At 63.9% G+C, this 21,151-nt stretch carries 13 protein-coding genes; 11 read left to right on the forward strand and 2 right to left on the reverse strand.

The window, feature by feature from the left end:
• Positions 1-15 precede the first annotated feature (15 nt).
• The 5 genes from F8S09_RS13775 to F8S09_RS13795 all read left to right on the forward strand — a co-directional run bounded on the left by F8S09_RS13775 (position 16) and on the right by F8S09_RS13795 (position 9,387).
• A complete protein-coding gene (locus F8S09_RS13775) occupies positions 16-2,772 on the forward strand; it encodes a hypothetical protein (protein WP_152872064.1) in 2,757 nt (918 codons plus the stop codon).
• A gap of 84 nt (positions 2,773-2,856) precedes the next feature.
• Positions 2,857-3,513 (forward strand): DUF6915 family protein, encoded by a 657-nt coding sequence (locus F8S09_RS17720; RefSeq protein ID WP_194165358.1) that lies wholly within the window; start codon positions 2,857-2,859, stop codon positions 3,511-3,513.
• Positions 3,506-4,918: a variant leucine-rich repeat-containing protein gene (locus tag F8S09_RS13785; protein ID WP_194165359.1), complete on the forward strand. Its 1,413-nt coding sequence runs from the start codon at positions 3,506-3,508 to the stop codon at positions 4,916-4,918. Before F8S09_RS17720 ends, F8S09_RS13785 begins: the two co-directional genes overlap by 8 nt.
• 93 nt (positions 4,919-5,011) lie before the next feature.
• A complete protein-coding gene (gene pglX / locus F8S09_RS13790) occupies positions 5,012-8,623 on the forward strand; it encodes a BREX-1 system adenine-specific DNA-methyltransferase PglX (protein ID WP_152872066.1) in 3,612 nt (1,203 codons plus the stop codon).
• Positions 8,620-9,387: a hypothetical protein gene (locus F8S09_RS13795; RefSeq protein ID WP_152872020.1), complete on the forward strand. Its 768-nt coding sequence runs from the start codon at positions 8,620-8,622 to the stop codon at positions 9,385-9,387. Before pglX ends, F8S09_RS13795 begins: the two co-directional genes overlap by 4 nt.
• A gap of 16 nt (positions 9,388-9,403) precedes the next feature.
• Here the strand turns inward: F8S09_RS13795 and F8S09_RS13800 are convergent, their stop codons facing one another.
• Positions 9,404-9,664 carry a Txe/YoeB family addiction module toxin gene (locus F8S09_RS13800; RefSeq protein ID WP_152872021.1) on the reverse strand — a complete coding sequence of 87 codons (261 nt, stop codon included), beginning with the start codon at positions 9,662-9,664 and terminating at the stop codon, positions 9,404-9,406.
• Positions 9,661-9,909, reverse strand: coding sequence for a type II toxin-antitoxin system Phd/YefM family antitoxin (locus F8S09_RS13805; protein WP_152872022.1), 249 nt, complete (start codon positions 9,907-9,909; stop codon positions 9,661-9,663). Before F8S09_RS13805 ends, F8S09_RS13800 begins: the two co-directional genes overlap by 4 nt.
• 44 nt (positions 9,910-9,953) lie before the next feature.
• On the opposite strand from F8S09_RS13805, the gene F8S09_RS13810 reads away from it, so the two are divergent.
• The 6 genes from F8S09_RS13810 to F8S09_RS13835 form a co-directional block, all read left to right on the forward strand.
• Complete coding sequence (locus F8S09_RS13810) at positions 9,954-10,607, forward strand: ASCH domain-containing protein (RefSeq protein ID WP_152872023.1); 654 nt, start codon at positions 9,954-9,956, stop codon at positions 10,605-10,607.
• Complete coding sequence (gene pglZ, locus F8S09_RS13815) at positions 10,604-13,168, forward strand: BREX-1 system phosphatase PglZ type A (protein ID WP_152872024.1); 2,565 nt, start codon at positions 10,604-10,606, stop codon at positions 13,166-13,168. The genes F8S09_RS13810 and pglZ overlap by 4 nt, the downstream gene beginning before the upstream one ends.
• Positions 13,168-15,201: a protease Lon-related BREX system protein BrxL gene (gene brxL, locus F8S09_RS13820; protein WP_322618831.1), complete on the forward strand. Its 2,034-nt coding sequence runs from the start codon at positions 13,168-13,170 to the stop codon at positions 15,199-15,201. The genes pglZ and brxL overlap by 1 nt, the downstream gene beginning before the upstream one ends.
• A 137-nt stretch (positions 15,202-15,338) precedes the next feature.
• Entirely contained in the window at positions 15,339-16,637 is a 1,299-nt protein-coding gene (locus tag F8S09_RS13825) for a hypothetical protein (protein ID WP_152872025.1), read from the forward strand.
• A gap of 9 nt (positions 16,638-16,646) precedes the next feature.
• Entirely contained in the window at positions 16,647-19,811 is a 3,165-nt protein-coding gene (locus tag F8S09_RS13830; RefSeq protein WP_194165349.1) for a tubulin-like doman-containing protein, read from the forward strand.
• Positions 19,808-21,151, forward strand: a 1,344-nt coding sequence (locus tag F8S09_RS13835) for a hypothetical protein (RefSeq protein ID WP_152872067.1), incomplete at its 3' end; no start/stop codon positions are given. The genes F8S09_RS13830 and F8S09_RS13835, both read left to right, overlap by 4 nt.

Raw genomic sequence — 21,151 nt, forward strand, 5'->3', positions numbered from 1 at the left:
GCCAGGAGAGAACCGATGACCACACCACCCGATTGGCTCCTTGATGCCTACGAAGCTTCTGACATTCCAGAGTTCGCTGCTTTTGCCCGGCAGGCAAGGTTGGCGGCGCAGGCTCCAGGTGCGGAGCGCTCCGCACCGACTGGGGCCGGAGCGGGGGCAGACGCCACCGCACGGGTGGGAGCCGGAGGGCTCACCCCAGAGCGCCTGCAGGAACTGGAAGCCCAGTACAGGGTGAGTCATTCAACGGGCGTCGTGCGGGTCACGTGGCTCAGCTCTCAGGACGGGGACAAGGTGCAGGCCATGCGGCCCCCGTGGCCTCAACACCTGATGATCAACGGGGCCGGAGACGGGTCCGCTGGACTCGCCTACATCGAAATTCAGTACATGTTGCCCGAGTTGACTGGCGAGGACCTCAGCAGGTGTGCCAGGGACTGTCGGGAGGCCGTCCTCAGCGTGTTGCCTGTGGAATGGCGTGACGCCGCAGTGATCGAGGTCGAGCGCCGAGTGTCCTGGGAGCACCTGAACCTCACCTGCAGCCACCATCTGGAGGCCTTTCCTGGAGAGGAGGAATGCCTGGCCCTTCTCCGTGAAGTGGCGGTCCGGTGCGCTGACCTCAACCTCATGGGTGTCCTGGCCGCTGCGCTTTCCGGTCAGGAGGAAGTTCAGGCGCAGCTGGCGGCAGAGGTGGATGAGGAGGAGGAGTTCGGGGACGGCGTCCCGGCCGAGACGATCACGGCGGAACCCGGCACTGCGCAGATGCGGGAATTTTACCGTGCGTACCCGGACCAGAACTCGGGAGGTCACTGGACTGACCTGATCGGGCTCAACGCCGAGCACGCTGGAATGATGCAGGTCATGCCCATCAGCCTCAAGCTTGAGCCTGCCGGACGTGAAGCCACGATGCTGACCGCACAGCTTGGGTTTGATGAACTCGAGCACCCTGCCGTTCAGGAGCGCATTCGCGCCCTGCAGCAGAATGACCCGGTCCGGACATTGGTCGGGGCGTTCAGCCGCGAACACCTCGCCCCACTGGGGCTGGCGGGCACCCTCCATATCGACATTTCGCTGGAAGACACTTACCTGAACCTTCACTTCGTCTCCCCCGGCGTCCCGGCCCGGGAGGGCACATTCGACAGGCTGTTCGCGGTCGCGGCGGCGTTCTGGCACCAGCGCCTGCTTTCTGACGTCCAGGAAGCCCTTCGGAAAGAGATAGAGGATGGCTCAGTTCCAGAAGAGGCGGATGAAGATCAACACGATGATGACGTCAATCCTTTCCAGGCCCTGCAATCGATCCTGCTGCGGGCGGTGTATCAAAGGGAGCTGGAGGAAACGCCTGACGGTTCCTGGAAGGCCTATATCGCTCTGAAGCCTGAGAGTGCCCATCTGATGGAGCAGCTGCCCGTCGGCCTGCTGCTTCAGCCCAGCAGGGACTACACGGTGCTGATGCTGGCGCTCCGGATGGATGAACTCGAGAACCCTGCGGTCAAGCAGCGGCTCAACCATTTGCGGCCAGGTGATCCGGTGCGGGCACTGGTCGAGGCGTTCAGCCGGGAGCACCTGACCTCCCTGGGTCTGGCGGGAACGCTCCACCTCGATATCTCACTGGAGGACGGCCTCCTCAAGGTCCATTTCGTTTCCCCCGGGACAGTGGCCAAAGAAGAGGCGCTGAAGAACCTCTTTGAGGTTCTCGACGCCTGCCAACAACGAGACCTCGTGACTGGCATCCAGGAACTCCTGCAGGGTGAGGGGGACGAGGACTCTGAAGAAGGAACCCTGGACAGCGCCACCATCCTGAGCGCCGGTTTTCTGAAGCGCGCCGGGTTCACGCTGCTGGGGATGCGCGGAGACTCGTTTACCGAAGTTGCCTGGAACGAGCCGGACGGACGCGGCGGGATGGGGCTGCTCTGGTTGGAGCCGACCAGCACCACTCCCTATCCGGTCCTCACCTTCCGGACGGCGACCCTGGTTCCCCAATCCGACGCCCCCGACATTGTCGCCGCGGCTCTCCAGGATCACTTCATGCAGTTCGAGACCCCTCCTTCTCTGGTCGAGCACCTCACGGACAACTGGATGGCGACCCGCACCCTGACGCCCGCCCTGTACGTCCACTCCCAGGCGGACGGCCAGACCCAGGTGGCCAGCATCCGCTCCTGGCCCGTTGCCGGACCCATGACGCCTGCTCTGCTGCAGTACATGGCGGGGGCGAGCTTCGGGCAATTCCAGAATCTGCTCCAGCGTGCCGGTTTCAACGTCACTCCCGACTACACGCCTCCACGTCCCACAGGCAGAGGCGAGCGTGAGTGGTTGACGCAGGGGCACCTGTTGCAGCTCGTTGGAGACGACAGAATCTGGCAACCGCAGGGAACCAATGAAATTATCTGCATGGTCCGGGGCAGCATCGAGAATGAGCGTGAGCAGCCCCGTGGCCTCCTGATGTTCCGGAAGGCGAAGGAAACCCGCGAGATCCGGCACACCCTCTACCTGCGTTACGTGAGCATGGAGGAAAACAGTGTTCCTGGCCTGTACCTGCGGGCGCACACCGAGGGCAGTCTCGGCCGAAACAAGGAAAGCCTGCTGGCGCAGCATCACCTGAAGCACCTCAAGCCCCTGCTGGGGGGCGGACTCCTGCCCGTCACGGTGGACAAGGACGGCGACCTGACCATTCGGCAGATCGTGCTGTGCCCGGAACGCCCAACGCCTGAGCTGGTCCGCCACCTCGTCCAGGTTGCCGAACGCAGCCTGTACTTTGCCGCCCAGCAGGTGGTGTTTTGATTGCTGGAACGCCGGGAGGGTGTTCATGACACAGAGCGGCAGACCACTCGAACGCACGTCCGCACATGACCAAGGAGATTGACGGTGAGCCACGCGATTTACCACGCCCAGAGTTCGGCACGGCGTTTTGGCGGCGTCGCAGAAGACTATCTCGCGATCCACGAGTGGTTCGACGCGTCGAAAGCCTTCATCGCGGACGCTCGGCACCGTGCGCTCCGGCACCATGCCCAGGGCATCTTCTGGTGCGAGGAGGTGTTCGGCCGAACCATCACGAACAGCGCGGGACGGCAGATCCCCGTTCGCCTGATCGGCGAGCAGCATGTGCTAGAGGACTTCCGCCGTATTCCTAGCCTCACGGAGTGGCTGGAGCACATGACGCTGGAAGACTGGATGTTCAAGAGCGTTGCCGTGCTCCCCAAGCTTTTCAAGGAAGGCGCGGCACTGCCGGACGTTCATGCCGCCAACCAACCCGAACAGCTTCAGGTGCGAGCAGAGGACCTCACCCACGAGTTGGCGCTGATTAATGGCCGCCTGCACCGCGCAGAGATCGAGACCCTCCTGACGCAACACCCACAGGCGGTGGACCTGAAAACCCAGTTGGTGTCCGGACAGGTCAGCGTCGTTCTCCGCACGGCAAACGACGAGGTGATCTTCCTATCTGACTCTGGTCTTCCGCACCCCTGTTTGTACCTGAAAGATGACAGCCAACCCACCACCAAAGAGGAGAAAAGAAATGCCTGAGAAAGAACTCTACGATATTGGCAGCTATTTTGACCACAGTGATGAAACGATGGACCTCGCCGAGAAGGCAGCTCCAGGCGCAACCTACCTCGGGGGTATAACATCAGTTGAGGCAGAGTACGACGATGACTCAGGGTACTACCTGATAGAAACCGAATATTACGAGGGTCTCTACGATAAGGATAAGCAGGAATTGCGTATTCAGGACCCAGTTGCTTACGAGTCCTTCTTCAGCAGAGTGAAGGAGTATTTTTCTCCTCTGGAAGATGAAGAAGACTCTGATGACAACGATTACGATGAGCCAGGGGAGCACGTTGGTGCACTTGAGATGGTACGGCGCACCGGGTGGGCAGATGATCTGGCTCTCCAGTTGCTCTATCAAGATCGCGACTTGGTAGCCGCCTGCGAGTCAGTGCCCGAGATCCTAAATGAAGCTGTGCGTCTTGCGATCAGCAAGGAGGACAGGGACCTCGTAGCCGAAATGATCGATGATCTCGTTTTGGATGCAGAGGCAATCGATCGGATTCTGGAATTCGATGTCACCCTGGGTGGCAGGATGCTCGACCAGCACTGCCTACGCGCCGAGCATCTCATAACGATCTATCAGGCCTTGAAACTTTTAGAAGGCGAGCTTGACCTCGATCAGATGATCCTCGATCCAAGGTGTCCCACAGCACTGCTGGAGCAGCTTGCTGCAGAGTTTCCCGAGGCCCAGGCACAGCTGGAGGATCGAGAGGCTTATTTAACTCGTGTGATGCAGGAGCCAAACCCGAATGACCCTATTGGCGACCTAGTCTTCGTTGCCCAGGACAGCGCCACTCCTCTTGCCAGCCTTCTGCTTCTGAGTGGTCACGGGGAATGGGAAGTACGGGCTGGGGTTGCTGAGAATCCTCATACCCCCGTAGAACTTCTCGAGCGACTTGCTAACGATGATGACTGGAGAGTCCAGGGGGCGGTGGTTAGCAACCCCAGTACCCCAACGCTCCTCTTCGAACAGCTGGCTGCGTCTGAGGGCGCTGTCCGCACGGTCGTCGCCGCGCAGCCCCGCGCCACTCCTGACACCCTGGCACGTCTGGCGCAGGACCAATGGCAGGCAGTGCGTCGCGCTGTCGCTGGCAACCCAAATACGCCTTTGGTGATTCTCGCCCAGCTCGCCAGGGATCAAGATTGGACCGTCCGAAAAGCAGTTGCTGGGAATTTGAGTGCCACGTCAGAGCTCCTTGAACACCTCAGTACAGATAAGGACGGTGATGTACGGCTCGCAGTTGCCGGAAATCCGGGCACCCCTCCTGAAGTCTTAGCGCATTTGGCCAGCGATAAGGACCGATACAGGGGAGCTGATATCCGGAGGGCGGTCGCCGGAAATCCTCGCACTTCTCCCGAAGTCGTCGCACGCTTGACGTGAGGCGCGTAGACCTCTGCTCCGCAGGTCCAGAACAGCCCTTGGCCCACTGCCTCCTGCTTCCCGCATTTTGCTCATTCGCCCTGGAGGCCCTCCTTGAACCGCACTGCCGTTAAAAACTTCGCCCAGTGGGGCCGCCGCCACCTGCACGACCTCGTCCGCGCCCGCCTCGCCCTCTTTGGTGTGACCGACAAGGGCATCGAGACCCCGACCCGCCTTCAGGGTGGCCTGATTCTCGGCGGGCAGACGCTCACGCTGAGCGCCACCGATATCGGCCAGTACGACGCCCTGATCCGGCATTACCACGACCTCCCCGGCACGCCGAAAGACAAGTTCCTGGGGTTGGTGGACGAGATCGCGTACACGTGGTTCAACCGCCTCGCCGCGCTGCGCTACATGGAGGTGCACGGGTACGCCGAGCGTGCCCTGTCCAGCGACACGCCGGGCCAGACCGATCCCAACCTGCTGCGCGACGCCGTGACCCTGGCCGATGGGGGAGACCTGGGTGAGCACGTCACGCCCGACGTGGTGGCCGAGTGGCAGCGCCTGTACGAACCCGGTGAGGTCTACCGCCGCCTACTCGTGGCGTATGCGGGCACCTTTGCCCCCACGTTGCCTTTCCTGTTCAGCCGCGAGCGGGCGTGGCTGGACCTGTTCCTGCCCGATACCCTGCTCAACCAGGAGTCCATCGTGCGGCGCATGGTGGCCGATATCCCGGAGGCCGACTGGGGCGACATCGAGATCGTCGGCTGGCTCTACCAGTTCTACATCTCCGAGCGCAAGGACGAGGTGTTCGCGCAGAAGGGCAAGTACAGCCCCCGCGACATTCCCGCCGCCACGCAGCTCTTCACGCCGCACTGGATCGTGCGCTACATGGTGGAGAACAGCCTGGGCCGCGTGTGGTTGGAGGCGCACCCGGAGAGCGGCTTGCGCGAGCATATGCCGTACTACCTGGAGAGCGAGAACCCGGCCCCGCCCCCCAACCCCGACCTGACCCCCGAGAGCCTGACCGTGATGGACCCGGCGTGTGGCAGCGGGCACATCCTGGTGTACGCCTTCGACCTGCTGGCGCACATCTACCGCGAGCGGGGCTACAGCGACCGGGAGATTCCTGCGCTGATTCTGGAACACAACCTGCACGGTCTGGACATCGACGAGCGGGCCGCGCAACTGGCGAGCTTTGCCGTGGTGATGAAGGCCCGCGACCTGAACAGCCGCCTGTTCCGCCGGGACATGCCCGAACTGAACATCCTGCAAGTGAGGAGTACGCGGGGGCTGAAGCTGCCGAACGCGGGCAGCCGGGACATGCTGGGCCAGTTCAGCACCCTCAGCGGTGGCCTGACCGATGCGGACGCCTTCAACCCGAACGACTGGCAACCGCTGGTGAGTGCCTTCGAGGATGCCGACCACCTGGGCAGCCTGATTACCCCGCCCGAGTTCGACGCCGGGCGGCTGCGGGCGCAACTGCACTGGCTGGAGAGTAGGGGAGGGCTGGACGCCGGGGCGCTGGAGGAGTTGCGGCACCTGCTGAAACAGGCCGAGTTGCTGGGCCGGAAGTATGACGCGGTGGTGGCGAATCCTCCATACATGAGTATTTCTGACTTTACCGAGGTTCTACGCCGTGAAGTACCATTGCGTTTTACTCACGGAAAAAATGACCTTTATTCCACATTTATCCTTAGATGTCTTGACTTTTTAAATAGCTCTGGAACTATAGGGATGGTCACTCAACATGGGTGGATGTTTCTATCGTCCTTCTCTCCACTAAGAAGCAATATAATTAAAGAGACCCAAATCGAATCATTTGTACATCTTGGTGCGCGTGCATTCCCTGAGATCGGCGGTGAGATAGTACAGAACGCCTCTTTCATAATCAAGAAGAAAAGAAATATTGGTGCGTCTGGAAGATACATTCGACTGACTAATGTTGAAGGTCTCGATGCAAAGGAGGCAGCTTTTCACAATAAACACAATAGATATAATAAAGTACCACAAAAGGACTTTTTATCGATTGAAGACCACCCATTGATTTACTGGTTTGGTGACAAAACAAAGAACACATTTAGAATTCCCAGCATCGGTACCGTAGCAGGAGTGGATGGTCAGAATAAGACAGGAAACAACGATGAATTTTTGCGATTCCATTGGGAGATAACGTCAAATAGCATTTTTCCTGATGGCTGGAGATTTTACATAAAGGGTGGTGAATTTCGGAAGTGGTACGGGAACATCGATTATTGTGTGAATTGGAGACCTGAAGTAAGATCATTCTATCGAAATAGTAAAATAGCTAGGATTATAAAACAGGAGTATTGGAATATATCTGGAATTACATGGACTTATAACACAACGGGTGTGTTTAATGCTAGACTGCTAAATAGGGGCCATATTTTTGATGTGAATGGCTCTTCGATATTTCCAATTGAAGATGAAGATGAAATGCCGATTTTGGGACTCCTCAATTCAAGTTATGCCAATGAAATCCTACATGCGTTGAACCCAACTATTTCCTTTCAAGTGAAGGAAATTCAAAAAGTACCATATCTTCGTCCCTCGGTTACCTTAATAGCAGACGTCAAACTGCTAATTCAGGCCTGTGTCAACTTTGCTAAAATCGACTGGGACAACTTTGAAACCTCCTGGGACTTCCAATCCCATCCCCTGCTGCGCCCCGGCACGGCGACCGTCTCCGAAGCCTTTTCCATCTGGCAGGCTCAGGCGGAAGCGGCCTTCCGCGAGTTGCAGCGACTGGAGGAGGAGAACAACCGCTACTGGATCGACGCCTACGGGTTGCAAGACGAACTGACGCCCGAGGTGCCCGACGAGCAGATCACCATTCGCCGCGCCGACCTGGGCCGCGACGTGCGGAGCCTGCTGTCCTACGCGGTGGGCTGCATGATGGGCCGCTACTCGCTGGACGAGCCGGGCCTGATCCACGCGGGGCAACCCTTCGACCCGTCGCGCCACACGCGCTTCCCCGCCGACCGCGACGGCATCCTGCCCGTGCCCCTGGGCGGCCACTTCGAGGACGATGTGACGGCCCGCTTTGCCGAGTTCCTGCGGGTGGCCTTCGCGCCCGAACGGGTGGCCGAGAACATGGAGTGGGTGGCGGCGTCCCTGGGCGGCCAGAGGGCCGGGGAGACGGCAGAGGCCCGCATCCGCCGCTACTTCGCCACCGAGTTCATGTCCGACCACATCCAGACCTACAAGAAACGGCCCATCTACTGGCTGTTCACGTCGGGCAAGAAACGCGGCTTCGGGGCGCTGGTCTACCTGCACCGTTACGACGCGGGCACGCTGGCGCGGCTGCGAACCGACTACCTGATGCCCCTGCAACGCAAGCTGGACGCGGACCTGGAACGGGTGGGGGGCGAGCGCGACGCGGCAGGGAGTACAGCCGCGAAGAAGGCCGCCGAGAAACGCCTGAAGGAAATCAGCGAGCAGATCGCGGAGGTCCATAAGTACGACGAGTCTCTGCGCCACGCCGCCGACCTGAAGATCCCCCTCGACCTCGACGACGGCGTGGCCTACAACTACTGGCTGATGAGTGCCCCGGGCCTGGAGTACCTGACCGGGCGGCCCCTGAAGGGCCTTTCTGACCTCGTGTACACCGGCACCGACCTGAAGATGGCCGATCTGGAACGCAAGAGCCAGTGGAAGCGCGACCTGCTCGCGCAGGAGCGGGGGCGTGAGGAGGTGGGGGCGTGACCGGCCCGGACAAGGTAGATCCCGACGACTGGCTGCTGGATGAGGACGAAGAACAGCAGGAAGAGGCTGGGTGGGGCGAGCCTGCGCCGCTGCCCCCCTTCCCGGAGGTGACCGGCGCAGGACGGCCAGCCACCGCACCCTCGCACACCGTGCCGCCCGACTGCGAGGCCGAGCTGCTGGCCCTGCTGAGCGCCCCGGTGGAACCGCACGAGAACCCGTACATCGAGCGGCAGTTGCGCCGGATCAGCCGCCGCGCCTACGTGCCCTGGACCGACCAGGAAGATGGGCTGCTGCGGCGACTCGCGGAGGCGGGGTTCGAGGAAGCGGATCTGGCGCGGACCCTCTGCCGTCAGCCAGGGGCGATCCGCTCCCGTCTGGTGCGGCTGACCGACGGGGACGAGATTGCCCGGCAACAGAAGCGGGCCGAACGGCGGCAACGGCGACAGGAACGCCGGGAGGAACAGGAACGCAGCGAACCCCGCGTCCCCCGTGGAACGCGGGTTGGGGCGGCAACTCCTGTACCGCTGGAACTGGTGGTGCCGCACTTCGAGGCGTGGCTGGCCCTGCTACGGGCTGGAACGCGCCTGGACGTGATGGAGGGTGGACGGGTGTTGTTCTCGATGCTGCCGCGTGAGGAAGAGAAACCGGGCAGAACGGAGACCCCTGCCTCGTCCCGATACTGGAGAGGTGCCGCCCCGCCATCTGACCCGCACGTGACCATTCCGCCGGGAGTGAGGCGTGGCCGGAAGGGAAAGGCAGAGTGACCCGGTCCTTCCTGTCTCAATCCTCGTAATGGAAGCGCAGGCTGGCGATCAGCAGATCATCCCCGCTCACCCGGTACACGAGGCGGTGTTCCAGGGTGATGCGCCGCGACCACCAGCCCTGAAGCTGATGCCGCAGCGGTTCGGGTTTGCCCGGGCCGCTGAAGGGGTCACGGGCAGTGGCGCGGATGAGTTCGTTGATCTTCCCCAGCGTCTTGCCGCCTTGCTCCTGCCAGAAGAGGGAGTCCTCCAACGCTTCGGGGGAGAAGACCAGCCTCATTGGGTGAGTTCTCTGGCCTCACCCTGTCCGGCCTCCAGCGCCGCGATGGACTTCAGGAGACGGCGGGCATTGGCGGGCGTCCCCAGCAGGTGCGCGGTTTCCTGCCAGGAGTGGAAATCCTCCAGACTCATGACAACCACGGCCCGCTCACCCCGCGTCACGATCACCGGGTCGTGGTTGTCGATCACCTCGTCCATGGTGGCCGCGAGATTCTGCCGCAGCTTGGTATAGGTCATAGACCGCATATGTACAGGATACTGTACAGTCTCGATCCAGAGGGGAGCTACAGATGAAGATCACCAGGAAGGCCATCACGGAAGTTGTTCAGACGGTCGAGAACAGCGGGGCGGGCGAGGTCATCGTTCCAGCCGGGGAGTTCTGGGCCCACTTCGGCGTGCAGGATTCCATGCAGGCCTTGCAGCAGCAGATCGCCCAGCGTCTGGCAGAGGAAGGGCTGGAGGTGGCGTTCGAGGTGGTCATCGCCCTCCCACCAGAAGAACTCCCTCTGGTCGGAGAGTTCCCCGTGCCCGCCCAGCCCGCGCCCCTGGACCTGTCAGCAGACACCCTGCGCGCCCTGAGCATCCAGCAGCCCTGGGCCGAGCTGATCCTGCGCGGCGAGAAGAACCTGGAATACCGCTCGCGCCGGATGCGCGAGATGGGGCCGCTGCTGGTGCATGCGTCGGGCACCCGCGTTCCCGAGAACTTTGGGGGCTTTGATCTCGACCCAGACGCCTTGCCCTACCGCGCCCTGGTCGGCATCGTGGACGTGGTCGGCGTGCAGGCTGTGGAGGGCGACGATGGCCTCTATGCCTGGCAGCTCGCGCACCCGAGGCGCTTCCGGAATCCCATCCCCTATTCCGGCGCGGCAGGCATCTTCCGCGTGCCCCTGGACACGGTGCGTGAAGCCCTGGGGACGGCCACGACCCCCGGAGCGCCCCTTTGAAGCCTGACCGCGTTCGCCTATCCCTGCAAACCCTTTTTGCAGACGACCGCCGCTGGGCGCACCACGGCCGCCGCCTGGTCTTCTGGTACGACCCGGAAGGGGAGTTTCGTGAGGAGATTTCCTCGCTTCACTTGGACGGCGTGGACGTGCTCACCCTGGGTGAGACCCCCTTTGCCCTCAAGCGCCGGTTGATCGTGCAGGACCCGGACACGCCCTTCTTGCTGTACGCCCCGTTTCCCGAGCCGCCCGCCGCCGAGAACTGGTTGCTCGACCTGCAATGCACAGGCGTCCTCTTCCGCGCGGACCGGGCCGCGATGGTCTTCGCCGACCTGGGCTACCGCGATCGGTCGCTGGAAGCCGTGGTGAGGGCCTACCCCCGTTTTTTCGGAAGCAAGAAACGCGTCGCGGACCTTCAGGCCCTGATGCTGCCCCCCGACGTGGACGAACGCGGCCTGCTGACCGGGATGCTGGCGGCGGCGATAGGGGAGAAGGTGGCGGACGGCTCGCTGATCCTGCGCCGGGTGCTGCTGGGTGGCCTGGACGAGGACAGGAACCCCGCATGGTCCGAACTCGCAAAACTGGGACTCACCGACGCCTTCTGGACTCTGTCCGCGCAGGTCACGCTCTTCCGTGCCGAGGCCCCCACCCTGCGGCGCCTGTTCCTGGCCCTGCTCGTCTCGCACCTCACGCAGCAATTGGGGGGGACGGTGCCGCCCGCGCTCGCGGGGATGGTCCTCCCGAACACGGCCCGCGCCTACGCCCTGGTGTCGGCGTGGCAGCGCGACGTGCGGGACGCGCCGCGCCTGACCGACCTCACCGCAGAAGTCGAAGCCGACCTCGGTATCGAGGCGTGGGCCGAGGGCCTGGACCCGGAAGCGTACGCGCAGGTGGACACCTTCCCGGTGCTCGACCGGGTGGCGCTGCGGGCGCTGGTGCGGGCCTTGCAGTCCCCCGGCACCAATCTGGGGACGGTGCTGGCAGTCGCCCGCACCCGCCTGACACTTCAGCACGCGGCGCGGTACAGCGCCGAGTACGGGGCGGTGATCGCGGCGGCGGGCCTCTTCGAGCAGCGCCGGGCGTTTGGCGGGACGTTTCCCACCGATGCGGCCACCCTGCTGGAGCGTTACATTTCTGGCCTGCACGTCTTCGACCGGCTGTACCGGCAGTACGTCACGGCCCTGGACACCGCGTCCGGCGACCTGCTGCGTGACCTGACCGGGGCCGTCGAGGACGTCTACGTCCACTGGTTCCTGGAGGGCTTGGGCGGGGCCTGGACCGACGCCTTCGACGTGGGCTTGCCGGGTCGAATGGGCGGAACCCGCGGCCAGTGGCTGTTCTTCACCCGGCATGTTCTGCCCCTGCTGCAGAAGAACGAGCGCGACCGGGTGGTGGTGATTATCAGTGACGCGCTGCGGTACGAGGTGGCGACCGAGTTGCGTGAGCGCATCACCACGGACCTGCGCGGCGAACCCGAACTGGGCAGCCTGCTCTCGGTCCTGCCCAGCCAGACCCGCTGGGGCATGGCGGCCCTGCTGCCCGGGCAGACCCTGACCTGGGACGCCGCGGGCGAGCGGGTCCTGCGTGATGGGCAACCCACCCGCGCCGAGGACCGCGCCGCGCACCTGGTCCGCACGGGGTACCCCAGCGCGGCCCTCAAGCTCGACCACCTGATGTCGCTCAGCGTGGACGAAGGCCGTACCCTGTTCGAGGGCAAGCGCCTGATCTACCTGTACCACGACGCGATCGACGCTGTGGGCGACAAGCCCGCCAGCGAGCGGGACGTCTTTGCGGCCTGCGAGGTGGCCCTGGACGAGCTCACCCGCGCGGTCAAGCGGCTCGCCAACAGCCTGAATACCTCCACCGTCATCGTGACGGCGGACCACGGCTTCCTGTATCAGCGTCAGGCGATTGAGGAGGCCGACAAGCTGGCGCTCACATCAAAGGGAGCTGGCGTCAGCGCGGACCGGCGCAGTGTGGTGGGCCAGGACCTGCCCGCCACCGAGGGCACCCTGCGGGTCCCGCTGGAGACTTACCAGCCCATGACGGCTCCAGTCACAGCGCTGTTCCCACGCGGCACCCTGCGTTACCGGATCGCCGGGGGCGGGGCACAGTACGTGCACGGCGGCGCGAGCTTGCAGGAGATGGTGGTCCCCGTTCTGACCTACCGCCACAAGCGTGCCGCAGCTGGGCAGCCCCAGGCCAGCCGCAAGGTGGGCGTGGCGGTCGTTGCGCGTTCCCGGCGGGTCACGAACACGTTGTTCAGCGTGCCGCTGGTCCAGACCGAGGCTGTAGCTGAGCGGGTGCGCTCTCGGACCGTCACCGTCCGGCTGGTTGACGGCCAGGGCCGGGAGGTGACCGACGTGCGGCGGCTCACTTTCGGGAGCCCCAGCCCCCACCCGTCCGAGCGCGAGCAGGTTGCCCGGCTCTCGGTGACCCTGCAAAGTCCGGACGCAACCGCCACGTACTTCCTGCTGGTCACGGACGAGGAGGACGGCCTGGAGCTGCTGCGCGAGCCGTGGACCATCTCGATTGCTTTTCAGAACGACTTCGGAGACTTCTAGTGGACGACCTCAGCGCGCAGGATCTCAATGGCAAGCTCAACGCCACCTACCCCGGCAAAGTGGTGCGCAAGGACCTCACCGCCCGGATCAAGGAGGGCGCGAACGTCCCCATCTACGTGCTGGAGTACCTGCTGGGCATGTACTGCGCGACCGACGATGAGGCGACCATCGAGGAAGGCGTCTCACGGGTCAAGAAGATTCTCGCGGAGAACTACGTCCGCCCCGACGAGGCCGAAAAGGTCAAGAGCCGGGTCAAGGAGCTGGGCCGCTATACCGTCATCGACCGCGTGACGGCCAAACTCAACGAGAAGGCCGACCGGTATGAACTCGAACTGATGAACCTGGGCGTCACAGGGGTGGAGGTCGACGCCGGAACCATCCGGCAGAACGAGAAGCTCCTCGCAGGCGGCATCTGGTGCATTCTCGGCCTCGAGTACGACGCGGGCCACAAGCCCACACCTTTCCTGCTGGGCAGCCTCAAGCCCATCCAGATGCCGTCGACCGACATGGACGAGCTGCGGTCCGGCCGCGCCGCCTTCTCACGGACCGAGTGGCTGGACGCCCTGCTGCGCTCGGTGGGTATGGAGCCGACTGTCTTTGCCGAGAGTGTCAAGTGGCACCTGCTCGCCCGGATGATTCCCCTGGTGGAAAACAACTACAACGCGGTCGAGCTTGGCCCCCGCTCCACCGGAAAGAGCCACGTCTACAAGGAGATCAGCCCCAACAGCATCCTGATCAGCGGTGGCCAGACCACCGTGGCCAACCTCTTCTACAACATGGCCCGCCGACAGGTCGGCCTGGTGGGGCTGTGGGACGTCGTCGCCTTCGATGAGGTGGCAGGGATTCACTTCAAGGACAACGACGGCATCCAGATCATGAAGGACTACATGAACTCGGGTTCCTTCGCGCGCGGGAAGGCCGAGATCACGGCCACCGCCAGCATGGTTTTTGTGGGCAACATCAACCAGAGTGTGGAGAGCCTGGTCAAGACCTCGCACCTGCTCGCGCCTTTCCCTCCGGCGATGATCGACACGGCCTTTTTTGACCGCGTCCATGCCTATATCCCCGGCTGGGAAATCCCCAAGTTCCGCCCCGAGAGCTTCACGACCCAGTACGGCTTCATCGTGGACTACCTCGCGGAGTGGGTGCGTGAATTGCGCAAGGTGTCCTTCGCAGACGCCATCGACGCGCACTTCCGGCTGGGCAACAACCTGAACCAGCGCGACGTGCGGGCGGTGCGCAAGACGACCTCCGGCCTGCTCAAGCTCCTGCACCCGGACGGTCAGTGCGGCAAGGAGGACGTCCGCGACGCCCTGGTGTACGCCTTGGGCGTGCGCCGCCGGGTCAAGGAACAGCTCAAGAAGATCGGCGGCATGGAGTTCTACGACGTGCACTTCAGCTACCTCGACCTAGAGACCCTCGAGGAACACTTCGTGACCCTGCCCGAGCAGTCGAGCGGCGCCCTGATTCCCGAGGGGCCCCTGCAGGCGGGCCACGCCCACGCGGTCAGCCCGTCGGACGGCGGCATGCTGGGCCTCTACCGGGTAGAACTCCAGACCACTCCCGGCAGCGGCAAGCTGGTTCGGACTGGCACGGCCAGCGCGTCGGCGGTCCGCGACGCGGTCAACATTGCCTTCAACTACTTCAAGGCAAATTCCAGTCGAGTCAGTGGCAGTATCCACCCCGACGGGTCGGACTACCTGCTGCACCTGGTGGACGTGCAGGGAAACGGCGCACCGGAGTACATCAGTCTGGCCCTCCTGATCTCGCTGTGTTCCGCCGCGCTGGGAAAGCCCCTCCAGCCGCAACTCGTGCTGCTGGGGCAGATGACGCTGGGCGGCACCATCAGTCCAGTGGAGAACCTCGCCGCGAGCCTGCAGTTGGCACTGGACGCCGGAGGAAGGCGGGTGCTGCTCCCCATGAGTTCCGCTGCCGACCTGGCCACCGTGCCCCCGGAACTCTTCTCCAAATTCCAGGTGACCTTTTACAGCGACCCGGTGGACGCGGTGTTCAAGGCGCTGGGCGTGCAGTGAAGCCGACGAGCACGCGAGCTGGCTGCCTCACCTGAAAACAGCATTCCAGGCCGCAAATGTGATGGCGGAGTCAGAACGTGAGCGATAACTTAACTGCACGTGCTCGGCTCCCATATTTCGGTCCCTCAGAGAGGCGCTTGACCTTGCGAACCTACCCGCTGTTTCTGCTTTCCTGCGCGCTGCTGAGCGGCGCCGCGGCTCAATCGACATCTGGCACAGCGTCCGCTGTCCAGGTCGACAAAACTTTTCTGGCCACTGAGGCCGAGCGGCTGTCGTCGGCCATCGCCGAGGCGGTCACTGCGGTGGGCGGCGATCTCGACCGCCAGCACGTCCATCTCGTCTTCGCCTTCAGCACAGGCCACTTTGCCAAGGACCCCCGGATGGCCGAGGCCGCGCGGGTCGTGGCCTCAGATGTCGCGGAGCAGACCCTCGTCAATGGGGATCAGCTGAGCTCTTATGCCTGGGAAATGAGTGTCTGGCCGCACAAAGGTCAGGCGCTCAACCCCTTTCAAGTGGGTGAGGACCGCTCGGCCCTCCGCGCCTCCTTCCAGGATCTCTGGCCGCGCTCGGTCCAGGCGGGAAGTCGGGGCGGCCACGACACGGAAGCCGCCATCGCCCAGATCACCGGCGACCTTGGCGAATCCACCAACGCCGTCGTGGTCCTCCTGACCAACACGGCGGCCAGTGTTGTCGGTGAACGCGACCAGCAGACCATCGGGGAGAATGACCCCGGATATCTCTCGGCGCTGGAGCGCTGGAACCGCGTCAAGACCAGTGCCACGACCGGGGCGACCCTGCAATTGCAGGTGGACCCCGACCGTCCCGGCCGCACCTTCGACGCGGTCATTGTGGTCCCCCAGGCTTTCAGGGGCGAGGCGCTGGACGCCAGCCGCGCAGACCTGGTGCGCGCCGTCGCCGGGGAAGCACCGCTCACAGAGCAGGACACGCCGGCTGGCAACCGCTGGCTTCTGCCTGCCCTGGTGCTGCTTGGCGGCGCGGGCCTGGCCGCCTTTTTCCTTACCCGGCGGCGCTCTGCTGGTGGGGCGGGGGGCGGCCGCTCTGCCGCGCGCGGCACCTGGGAACTGCAGATTGCGGGGCGCAGCTTTCCGGTGCAGAGCGTTCCTGAGGGGGAACCGGTGTGCATCATCTGCGGACCTGGGTACCCGGCACCTCCGTCCAATCCCGGCTATGTCCTGCTCTCCGGTGTGGATCTGCCCCCGGTGAAGCTACTGACCATCCGGCGCACGGGAAGCGCGCTGACCCTTCAACCCGACCTGGATGTGACGCTGGAAGACGGCACCCCACCCTCCTTCCCAGCGGGCAAAGACGCCGACTACACCATCAACCTCAAGGGCCGCGCCGCCACCAAGCCCCATCTTCCCCCCAGGCCGTTTAAGGCCACCGTCAATCTCGCCGTCCGGCCGCAGGAGAACTGAATGCGCAACATGGAAGTCACCAAAACCCTCGTCATCGGCCTCGGCAGCACGGGAACCCGTGTGGCCAACAACCTGCTGCGCCGCCTGGACTGGCAGTACGGTGCGGCCGGCCGCGCCCCCTGGGTGGAGTTCATGGCCATCGAGACCAACAACAACGAGCCTTCGCCGCTGCGTGCTCGCGGCGACTTCTTCCCGATCGGCCTGGACGCCCGAATCTACGGTCAGATCCTGCAAGACCCCCAGAGCTACCGCAAGATCAACCTCGAGAGCTGGGCGGACATGACCACCCTGCGCAAGCTCAAGGACACCGAGGGCGGTGCGGGCAACATCCGCATGATCGGGCGGCTCACCTTCATGACCGACCCCAACTTCACCACCATCAAGCGGGCCCTGCAAGACCGGATCAACCGCCTGCGCAAGCTGCAGAGCAGCGAGGCCCAGGAGCGGCGCGGCCCCCTGCATGACGGTTCCAACCCCACCCTCAGCTTCGCGTCGGGTGGCGAAATCCGCGTGTTTGTCGTGGGCACGCTCTGCGGCGGTACCGGAAGCGGACTGCTCCCCGATTTCGGGTATTTCGTGAAGTCTCTTCCCCTGAAGGAGACCGAGAAGGTCATCGGCATCTTTACGCTGCCGCACGAGAACCTGACCTCGGTGACCGCTTCGAACGCCGACCGCTTGAAGAAAAATGCGTACCACGCCCTGCTCGAACTCAACCACTACCACCAGAGCCAGGGTGGACAGTTGACGCCCATCCAGTACCCCGATGGAACCCAGGCCAACATGGGGCTTGAGCCGTATGACCTGCCCTACCTCGTCAGCCCGTCGGCGCCGTCGAAGACGGCTGAGGCGGAACTGAACGAGCTGGTGGCCGACCGCATCTTTATCAACATCATCAGTCCGGAGTCCGACCCCTACAGCACTGCAGTGGATGCACCGCAACCCGACCGGGATCACCAGGCGCACGTCTTCTCCACCTTCGGGCTGTCGGTCGTGGAGTTTCCCGCGGCGCAGATTGCGGAAGCGGCGGCCAAGAAGCTGCTGCTCGGGGCCCTGAAGGAATGGCATGCCCACAAACCCGACCGGGTCAGTGACCTCACCACGGCGATCGGGACCGACTGGGGCAGCCTGGTGCCTGCCTATCTGCAGCAGCCGCCCGAGGACTGGCAGAAGGAAGTGACCGCCGCCGTGAACAGCGAACTCGGCGCGGCCAAACTGGACTTCGGCAAGCTCGACCGGTCGCTGGCCTCGCTGCGGCAGGCGGTGGCGCCGGACGGGGCGCTCTCCGACCAGCTCCGGGCCCGGCGGGATCAGGTTACCGAGCGCATCTATCAGGCCTTCTCGGATCATGCGGCCGAGGTGCTGCTCGACCGCACGCGTGGCCCACGGGTTCTGGCGGCCGAGGTCGAATACCTGCTGGAAGGCCTGCAAGGCCTGCATGAAGCTGCCCGCGCGAACACGGCCGTCTCACAGGCCGAGGCCGCCGACGCCTGGGACAAGGTGGAGACGCAGGTGGGGCGGCTCAAGGCCGAGGTGGGGCGCGTCAGCTTCCTGAACAAGAACCGCAGCAAGATCGAGGCTGCGCAAAACGACCTGCGGTCGGCCATGCGGGCCTTCGCCAAGATTCAGATGGAGTCGGCGCTCTACGCCAGCATCCAGACCCACCGCAAGTACGGTGAGATCGATTTCGGTGTGGCCGAACATCTGCAGCGCCTGCTGCAGCAGGTGCAGAGCAACCTCAGCAGCCTCGACAGCCGCATCACGGCGGTCAAAAACAGGCTCGCTGCCGATGTTGAGGCCAAATCCGCGACCCTCCCGCCGGTGAACGGTCTGGTGCTGTTCGAGCCGCGCACGACCGTGCAGGAGGAATACGCCCGCGCCCTGGAAGCCGGGAAGACCAGCAGCGTGCAGCACCTTGACAACATCGAAGCGCGGCATTTCGAGGAGTTGATCCGCGGCTGGACGGATCTGCCCGGCGTGGTCGTGCCGTCCTCACGGCAACTCGAACGCACCTGGATCAGCGCGCCCTTCGACCCGCGCGGCGAGCACCTGCTGCCAGCCGAGACCATGAGCCGGCTGCTGTCTCAGGCATCGCGCCCCTTCAGCGCTGTGCTGGCCCAGGAAAATGTGGTGGAACGGGTGAGCCGCGAACGCGAGCTGCGCCCCACCCTTGATGGGCAACTCCACAACGCCGCCGAGCGGGCACGGCCCTTCCTGCACCTCAACAAGCAAAAGGCCGTGGAGGGCAACCGCAGCCCGATCATGGAGCGGGAGTCGGTGTTCATCCCCGCTGACACGAACCCCATGAGCGTTGCAGCGTTCAAGGGCGTCGTGGCCAATGTCTTTTCCAGCACCAACGGGCGCGACGCCGTCTCGGCGGACCCCACCCGGGCACTGTTCTTGCAGGAGTACTTCCGGTTTCCGCTGCGCGGCCTCGACCAGGTGCTGGGCTCTGGCGGCCTGCACAGCGCCGAGTGTCAGGACTTCCCGACCTTCCACACCCGCCGGGACGTGCAGTGGTACGGCCTCTCCCGCCGCGAGGCCCAGCTGCTCGAGGACGCCGAAGAAGCCCTGATCATCGGGGTGCTGCTCGGCGAACTCACCATTCGCAACGGCATCGTGATGCCCTGGACACCCACCGGCTTTGGTGACCGTGATTTCCGGCGCCTTCCCATCAACCTCGCGGAAGCTGCACGGGTGCTGGCCCGCGGTGAGCAGGATCAGGACGGCTTCTCGCTGCTCGGCGCTCTGCCGACCCTCCAGGCCCGCATTGACCATCACTGGAAGCGGCCAGAGCTCGACCCCGCCCAGAGCAGCCAGGAGTTCGTGCAGCAGCTCCAGACCCGCCTGGGTGAGTTTTACCGTCAGGGTCGTGCCGGTCAGATTCAGGGCTGGGGCGATCAGGCCTGGGCGGGCGAGCGGCTCTCCAAGTTCACTGCCAAACACACCTCTTTGCACGAGGCGACCATGTTGCTGTACCCGCCGCCTGCCGCGACGGTCAATGCCCTCACCCTGCGCAAGGACCAGCAGGGGCGCTGGGGTGGGTACGCCCCGAAAGACGGCCTCTACTGCCCGCAGTGTGGGGGTCTGGTCGGCGAGGACGTGCAGGACGCGGCCCGTAACGGCTGGCGCTGCTTTACGGATTCGTCGCACTACTACGGGCCGGGGGCTGCTTGAACACCGAGGTGATCTTCCCAGACAACGGTGCCATCCAGGGGATGCTGCTGGGGATCGCCGTGCTGTTCGGGTTTGGTGTGTGGCAGTGGTGGAAGGCCCATACCCGGCTCAGCCGCGAGCTGGCCGCGGCCCGGCGGCTGCTGGGCAGTACAGCGCTGAAGTTAAGCGTGAACTCGGCCAAGGTGCTGCTGGGAAAAGACCACGCTTCCCTGCCCGGTCGGCTGATCACCGCCATGGTGAATCACAACGGGCTGGCCTTTGCTCGCCCTGCCGACGCCCTGGAGCCCGCGCTGGATGAGGTCGGCCGCATCAATGCCGCGGCCCGGACCGTGCCCAACCTGCTGCTGCTCGCTGGGTTGGTCACGACGGTGGTAGGTCTGATCTACACCCTGGTCAGCCTGGGGCCGCAGATCAAGGGCGCCATCGAGGCGGCCAACCCCGCGGAAGTCAGCCAGGCGCTGGGGATGACCCTCCAGGAAATGAGTGCGGCGTTCGCCGGCACCTTCTGGGGAGTCGCGCTGGCCCTGGTGCTGCAGGGTCTGAATGCCTGGAGTGGCATTCGGGCCGGTCAGCTCAGCGGTGAACTGGACGCCGTCAGTACCCAGTTCGCTCCCCTGGTCTATCCCGCGGGCACCGAGAAGCAGTTGCAGAGCCTGCAGGACCTGGTGAGCCGCACCGAGGAGTTCCTCTCCCAGACCCATACAGCCATCGTGAAGACCAGCGAGGACTTTGCGCGCGTCCTGACTCAGGCGGGCAGTGTGATTGAGGCCAGCCTGAAAACGCTGCAAAGCACGTCGCAGGAAGTGGCTGTGGCCCTCAAGACGGCCAGCGGGGACGTCAAGGTCAGCAGCGACCGCCTGAATAAGGCCGTCGAGACGATGCAGCAGCACCGTCAGGATTACCGCAACATCTACTCGCAGTTCAACGACATGTTTACGCAGTCCATGGCGGCCCTCCGGGAGCACAGCGACAGTCAGCTGGGCGAGATTCGCACCCTGCAGGCCAATTTCGACAAATCGGGGGCGCAGATTATCGAGCGGCTCCTTGATGTGGGGTCCACCCTTCACTCGGTGGGCGACCAGCTGGCCTTCAGCCAGGGGGAGTACGCCGGCAGCACAGAGATGATCGCGGGGACCATCCGGGACGGCTTCGTTGACCTCTACAGCAACATCGGTAGCACGCTTTCGCGCTACACCACCGAGGTGAACACGGTGGGGCAGCACTTTGAGACCCTTTCGAAGCAGTTGGAGGGGACAGCCCAGGCCAGTCAACACCTGCAGCGCGCCCTGATCGCCAAAGACGACGCGGAAGTCACCCGTGCCCGCGACCAGCAGCAGCAG

The organism is Deinococcus terrestris, from assembly GCF_009377345.1.
Taxonomy (GTDB): domain Bacteria; phylum Deinococcota; class Deinococci; order Deinococcales; family Deinococcaceae; genus Deinococcus; species Deinococcus terrestris.